The following is a 7,500-nucleotide window of genomic DNA, read 5'->3' as shown; positions in this document are numbered from 1 at the left end:
AGTCCTGTTAAGCGTTGCAGACGCATATCTAAAATTGCTTGCGCTTGTTTTTCACTTAAACCGAAACGTTCCATCAATCCTTGTTTTGCAATATCAGCAGTTTTTGAACTACGAATTAACGTTATTACTTCATCAAGGTGATCCAATGCGATTCGTAGTCCCTCTAAAATATGAGCGCGCGCTTCTGCTTTCTCTAATTCATAAGCAGTACGTCTACGGATAACTACCTTTTGATGCTCTAAATAATAATATAAAGTTTGTTTTAAGTTTAATACTTGTGGCTCTCCATTTACTAGGGACAGCATATTAATACCGAAACTAGTTTGAAGCGCTGTATGTTTATATAAATTATTTAATAGTACGTTTGCATTTGCATCACGGCGTACTTCCATGACAATGCGCATACCATTTCGATCTGATTCATCGCGTAAATCTGTAATACCTTCAATTTTCTTATCTCGAACTAATTCCGCAATCTTCTCAATCAATCTTGCTTTGTTAACTTGATAAGGTAGCTCTGTTACAATAATTGCTTGTTTTCCATTTGTTTTTTCTTCAATTTCAACTTTAGCACGAAGTATAATAGAACCTCGTCCTGTTTCGTATGCTCTTCGAATGCCACTTCTTCCTAAGATTAGACCCGCCGTCGGAAAATCTGGTCCCGGAATAAATTCCATTAATTCCGCAATAGTTATTTCAGGGTTATGGCTCAATGCTAGTACGCCATCAATTACTTCCCCCAGTTGATGTGGCGGGATATTCGTTGCCATACCAACCGCTATACCCGTTGTACCATTTACTAATAAGTTAGGGAAACGTGCAGGTAGTACAATCGGTTCTCTTTCAGAGCCGTCATAGTTATCTTGGTAATCTATCGTGTTTTTTGTAATATCACGCAATAGTTCCATAGAAATCTTAGACATTCTTGCTTCTGTATAACGCATTGCTGCAGCCGAATCTCCATCAACAGAACCGAAGTTACCGTGTCCATCAACCAGCATATAACGTTGGCTAAAATCTTGTGCCATACGTACCATTGTTTCGTAAACAGCTGAATCACCGTGCGGATGATACTTACCGATTACTTCACCAACGATACGTGCTGATTTCTTATATGCTTTATCAGCAGTAATCCCTAAATCATTCATTGCGTATAAAACCCTGCGATGCACAGGCTTTAATCCATCACGAACATCTGGTAGTGCACGAGATACGATAACACTCATCGCGTAATCTAAAAATGAAGTACGCATTTCGTGACTAATATTAATTTCTCGAATTCGTGCTTGTTGTTGATTGTCTGACATCAACGAGCACCTCCTCTTACATTTCCGTTACACATACATTGATTTATACGTAGAAGACAGGAACGCTCAGATTCCTGTCATTACTTACTTAAATATCAAGGTTTTTCACGTATTTTGCATTTTCTTGGATAAAGTTTCGACGCGGTTCAACTTTATCACCCATTAAAATTTCAAACGTTTCATCTGCTTCAATTGCATCTTGCAGAGAAACTTGAAGTAATGAACGTACTTCTGGATCCATTGTCGTTTCCCATAGCTGAGTCGGGTTCATTTCTCCAAGACCTTTGTAACGTTGAATGCCTGGTTTTGGCTGAGCTGGTAACTCTGCTAATATCTTTTCAAGCTCTTTATCATTATAGGCATATTGAATTTTTTTCCCTTGTTGCACTTTAAACAATGGTGGTTGTGCGATATAAATATAGCCATGCTCAATAATTTGACGCATATAACGATAGAAGAACGTTAATAATAGGGTACGAATATGTGCACCATCGACATCAGCATCTGTCATAATAATAACTTTATGATAGCGAGCTTTTTCAATATCAAAATCTCCACCGATGTTTGTACCAATTGCCGTAATGATCGTACGTACTTCATCATTAGATAAAATTTTATCTAATCGCGCCTTTTCAACGTTAATAATTTTACCTTTCAGTGGTAAGATTGCTTGGAAATGGCGATCACGTCCTTGTTTTGCCGATCCTCCTGCAGAGTCACCCTCTACGATATAAATCTCACTTATTGATGGATCTTTAGAAGAACAATCCGCAAGCTTCCCTGGTAAACTTGATACTTCTAACGCACTCTTTCGACGTGTTAATTCACGCGCCTTCTTCGCTGCTACACGTGCACGTGCTGCCATTGTTCCTTTTTCTACAATCTTACGGGCAACGTTTGGGTTCTCAAGTAAAAACTTTTCGAATGCTTCTGAGAAAACTGATTCTGTAATCGTTCTCGCTTCACTATTTCCAAGCTTTGTTTTCGTTTGTCCCTCAAACTGCGGGTTTGGATGCTTGATAGATACAATTGCTGTTAATCCTTCACGTACATCTTCACCTGTGAGGTTACTATCAGCATCTTTTAGGATGTTGTTTTTTCGTCCATAATCATTTATTACACGCGTTAAAGCAGTCTTAAAGCCAACCTCATGTGTACCACCTTCATACGTATGAATATTATTCGTAAATGAATAAATATTGTTTGTATAGCCTTCGTTGTATTGAAGAGAAACTTCAACTTGAATTCCATCTTTCGAACCTTCTACATATACAGGTTCTTCATGAATCGGTTGCTTCGAGCGATTTAAATGCTCAACATAAGATTTAATCCCACCTTCATAATGGAACTCTTTCTTTTGCTTATTTTCACGTCTATCTTCAATTGTCAATTTAATATTACGATTTAAAAATGCTAACTCACGCATACGAGTTGCTAACGTATCAAAATCATATTCTGTCGTTTCTTTAAAAATTTCTGGATCTGGCTTAAAGCGAGTTATTGTCCCTGTACGATCTGTTTCACCAATTACTTTTAAATCCGCAACCGGAACACCTCGTTCATACTTTTGGTAATGAATCTTACCTTCACGGTGTACAAATACCTCTAACTCTGTTGATAGAGCATTTACAACAGATGCCCCTACGCCATGGAGACCACCCGAAACCTTATAACCGCCACCGCCAAATTTACCGCCAGCGTGAAGTACAGTCATAATAACTTCTACAGCAGGACGTCCCATTTTTTCCTGTATACCAACTGGAATACCACGACCATTATCCGTTACACGAATGCTATTATCTTCTTCAATACTAACGTTAATCTCATCACAATATCCTGCTAATGCTTCATCAATACTATTATCAACAATTTCCCATACAAGATGATGAAGACCTTTTCCGCTTGTAGATCCAATATACATACCAGGACGTTTTCGAACTGCTTCTAGTCCTTCAAGCACCTGTATTTGACTTTCATCATATGAATTTTCCTGCATTTGCTTTTGTTCCATTGACACAAAGATCACCTACTTTTCCATTTAAACAGAAATTATGCTCTGTCTATTTCACAATCTACCGTGCCGCTTTTTACATGAATTGTTTTCGCTTGCTTTAATGTTTCGTGTTCAATTCCGTCGACACTCGTCGTTGTCACAAATGTTTGCACTTTTCCCTGAATTGTATTTAAGAGATGCGATTGACGATAATCATCTAACTCTGATAATACATCATCTAATAAGAGGATTGGGTATTCTTTCACCTCTGAATAAATCAATTCAATTTCAGCTAACTTTAGGGAAAGTGCGGTTGTTCGTTGTTGTCCTTGTGAACCAAAGACTTGAACATTTTTACTATTAACGAAGAATTGTAAATCATCACGATGAGGACCAATTAAAGTTGTACCACGGAAAATTTCACGTTGTTTCACAGACTGAAAACTTTCATAGTATACTTCTTTTATTTTCGACAAATCCATTGATTCTGATACATCTACGCTCGGCTTATAGACTATTTCTAACTCCTCTAATCCTCTACTAATACCACGATGGATTGGAGCAGCCCATTCTTGTAGTAATTTCAAAAACTCAAAACGTTTTTGTAAAATTTTCGTACCATGTTCAATGAGTTGAAGTGTAAATACATCCAACATCGTTTCCTCATTTTTACTATTCCCTTGCATTTTTTTTAGCAAGTGATTTCGCTGCGTGAGCACTTTTTGATATTGACTTAATTCATACAAATAGACAGGTGCTATTTGTCCAAGTTCCATATCTAAAAAGCGTCTTCGTACTTGAGGGCTTCCTTTTACAAGATTTAAATCTTCTGGGGCAAACATAACAACATTCATTTCACCAATGTATTGGCTCAACTTTTGTTGTTCTAGTTGGTTTAATTTTGCCTTTTTGCCTTTTTTAGAAATATTTAATTCTAAAGACAAAGAACTATTTCGTTTTTGTAATCTACCTTTTATTTTACCATACTCCTCATCCCACCGGATAAGTTCACGATCGTTCGAAGTTCGATGAGATTTGGCCATCGCTAATACATAAATAGCTTCCATCAAATTCGTTTTCCCCTGGGCGTTTTCACCAATAATTACATTCACTTTATCCTCAAAGGAAAGATCTAGATATTCATAATTGCGATAATTTTTTAATTGTAATTCTGTAATATACAAAGGGCTCCCCCTTTATGATTGAACTTGAAATGTTCCGTTCCCCGGAATTTCAACAATATCATTTGCATATAACTTTCTGCCTCTTCTATTCTCAAGCTCTTGATTGACGTATACTTCATACTCCTGCAAGAACCATTTAACAGCGCCACCTGTATCAATTACATCAGCTAACTTTAAAAATTGCCCTAGTGTAATATACTCTGTTGAAATCTTAATACGTTTCATAAAATCTCTCACTTTCTGAAAGTGTTCATTCTTTCATTGTACTAAATAAACCAGCATTAGGAAAGTAATACCCCGAAAATCAAATAAGGGCTACTAGCATATTTCAACTAGCAACCCTCACTCTCACTTAGTAAGTACGAACCGGTAAAATTAATTGGATGATGGAATCATCATTTACTGTACGAATTAAGAACGGTCTCATTGCTCCAGTAAAACTAATTTTAATTTCTGTACTATCTAACGCTTTTAATGCGTCCATCATATATTTTGCACTAAAGGAAATTTTTAATTCTTCCCCGTCTACGTTTTCACATTGAACTTCTTCTACTACTTTCCCGATTTCCGGTGAATTTGAAGAAATTTCTAGCATTTGCTCTTCTAACGTTGATAATTTTACAACATTATTGCGACCATCTCTTGCTAGCAAAGAAGCACGATCAATTGCTTGTAAAAACTCTTTTGTATTCACAAATATGTCTGTTTTACTTTCTGCTGGAATTAATCGAGTTGTATCTGGGTAATTTCCTTCTAATAATCTTGAGAAGAATAATAAATGTTTCGTTCGGAATAATACTTGATACTCCGTAATAACGATATCTACCATTTCCTCAGACTCATCTAAAATTTTACTTAATTCATTCAAACTTTTTCCAGGAATAACAACATTCGCTTGAAATTCCTCAGAAATTGTATGACCTTCAATCTTTGCTTTACGAAGTGCTAGTCTGTGACTATCTGTTGCAATACAAGTCAACTCGCTGTTATATACCTTCCAGTTTACACCTGTCAAGATTGGACGCGTTTCTGAAGTTGAAACAGCAAATACAGTTTGACGAATCATATGTTTTAGTAAATCTGTTGGAAGCTTAAATACATGGTGCTCCTCGATTTGTGGCAATAATGGATATTCTGCAGAATCTAAGCCATTTAAATTAAACTCTGATTTTCCAGATTTTATTTTTGTCATAAAATGATTTTCTACAGAAATTTCTACTGTATCTTTTGGTAATTTTTTTACGATCTCGCTAAAATATTTTGCTTGTAAAACAATACTTCCTGATTGTTCAATTTCAACAATTTCTTTTCCATCTTCTTCAACTGGTATAAAAGATTCAATTGAAATATCAGCATCGCTTCCTGTTAACGTAACACCTTCTTCAGTTGCAACAACTTTAATTCCTGTAAGAATGGGAATTGTTGTACGAGAGGAAACTGCTTTCATTACATCTTGTACACTTCTTACAAGATAGTCTTTTTGAATTGTAAAACGCATAATAAAAACCTCCGGGAAATATAAGATTTTATTTATTTAATAAAGATAAAAAATAGTAGTAATAGTAATAGGGCTTGTGGATATGTGGATAACTGTATTTAGAGACGGAAAAACAGTCTATCTACATGTGGATAGACTGTGTGTAAAACAAATAAAGTTATTCACACTATTCAGCTACTACTTTAAAATATCATTGATTTCTTCAACTTGTTTTTGCAGTTGCGTATCAGTCTTTAATAGCTTTGAAATTTTTTCGTGCGCATGGATAACGGTTGTATGATCACGTCCACCAAATTCTTCCCCAATTTTAGGTAAAGATGAATCTGTTAACTCACGTGATAGATACATTGCAATTTGGCGCGGAAATGCGACTGATTTTGTACGTTTTTTTGCTTTAAAGTCCTCTAATTTAACCTGAAAAACATCTCCAACTGCCTTTTGAATATCATAGATAGAAATAATCTTTGGTTTAGAGTTTGGAATAATATCTTTAAGTGCTTCAGCAGCTAAATCTGCATTTATATCTTTATTAATTAGAGATGAATAAGCAACAACTCGAATAAGTGCACCCTCTAATTCACGGATGTTCGAGTCAATTTGATTTGCAATATAGAGCATGACTTCGTTTGGGATATCGAGGCCCTCCGCTTTCGCTTTCTTTCGTAAAATTGCAATTCTCGTCTCTAAATCTGGCGGCGTAATATCTGTAATAAGCCCCCATTCAAAACGGGAACGAAGGCGATCTTCTAATGTTGGAATCTCTTTTGGCGGTCGATCACTTGAGATTACGATTTGCTTACTTTCTTCATGCAATGCATTAAATGTATGGAAGAACTCTTCTTGTGTTTGTTCTTTTCCAGCAAGGAATTGAATATCATCTATAAGCAGGACATCAACATTACGATATTTATTACGGAAATCGACCGCTTTATTATCTCGAATTGAGTTAATAAATTCGTTTGTAAATTTTTCCGATGACAAATAAACCACTTTGGCATTTGGATTATGCTCAATGACATAATGGCCAATTGCGTGCATTAAGTGTGTTTTTCCAAGCCCAACGCCCCCATAAATAAATAGCGGGTTATATGCTTTGGCTGGTGCTTCAGCAACTGCTAATGAAGCTGCATGAGCAAAACGGTTCCCAGAGCCAATAACAAATGTATCAAACGTATATTTTGGATTTAACATGCTCTGTGGTAAGTGACTAGATTCATCATTTATTCTCTTCTTTTTAGCAGGAGGATAGTCAATCTCCTCTTCAGTTTGACTTTGGGGAATAATAAAGCGAATTTCTAGTTTTGCTCCTGTTAAATCATAAAGTGTTTCTGAAATCAGTTCTGAATAATGAGATTCTAGCCAGTCACGAGCAAATTCATTTGGAGCTGTAATCGTTAATATATTTTTTTTCAAAGCATGTGCTTTAGTGGATTTCAACCACGTTTCATAACTTGGTTTACTCACCTTTTTTTCTAGTTCTTTCAAGGCACTATTCCATAAATCAGAGATATTTTCCAA

At 35.9% G+C, this 7,500-nt stretch carries 6 protein-coding genes (1 of these 6 only partly in view); all 6 read right to left on the bottom strand.

From position 1 onward, the window contains the following. Positions 1–1,307 carry the 5' portion of a DNA gyrase subunit A gene (gene gyrA, locus QRY57_RS01665; RefSeq protein WP_286016560.1) on the bottom strand. 1,165 nt of this gene lie to the left of the window's left edge, so 1,307 of the gene's 2,472 nt are visible here — the first part of the coding sequence; the start codon lies at positions 1,305–1,307; its stop codon lies beyond the left edge, outside the window. Positions 1,308–1,395: 88 nt separating this feature from the next. Next, positions 1,396–3,318: a DNA topoisomerase (ATP-hydrolyzing) subunit B gene (gene gyrB, locus QRY57_RS01660; protein ID WP_208016697.1), complete on the bottom strand. Its 1,923-nt coding sequence runs from the start codon at positions 3,316–3,318 to the stop codon at positions 1,396–1,398. Positions 3,319–3,356: 38 nt separating this feature from the next. After that, positions 3,357–4,484, bottom strand: coding sequence for a DNA replication/repair protein RecF (recF, locus tag QRY57_RS01655; protein ID WP_208016696.1), 1,128 nt, complete (start codon positions 4,482–4,484; stop codon positions 3,357–3,359). A gap of 12 nt (positions 4,485–4,496) precedes the next feature. Further along, positions 4,497–4,709, bottom strand: a complete 213-nt coding sequence (yaaA, locus tag QRY57_RS01650) for a S4 domain-containing protein YaaA (RefSeq protein ID WP_011983150.1) — start codon at positions 4,707–4,709, stop codon at positions 4,497–4,499. A gap of 127 nt (positions 4,710–4,836) precedes the next feature. Further along, a complete protein-coding gene (dnaN, locus tag QRY57_RS01645) occupies positions 4,837–5,982 on the bottom strand; it encodes a DNA polymerase III subunit beta (protein WP_286016559.1) in 1,146 nt (381 codons plus the stop codon). A 177-nt stretch (positions 5,983–6,159) separates the two neighbouring features. Further along, positions 6,160–7,500, bottom strand: a complete 1,341-nt coding sequence (gene dnaA, locus QRY57_RS01640; RefSeq protein WP_208016694.1) for a chromosomal replication initiator protein DnaA — start codon at positions 7,498–7,500, stop codon at positions 6,160–6,162.

The sequence above is a fragment of the Bacillus arachidis genome (assembly GCF_030285945.1).
GTDB lineage: Bacteria > Bacillota > Bacilli > Bacillales > Bacillaceae_G > Bacillus_A > Bacillus_A arachidis.
This window is presented reverse-complemented; position numbering and strand designations above follow the sequence as displayed.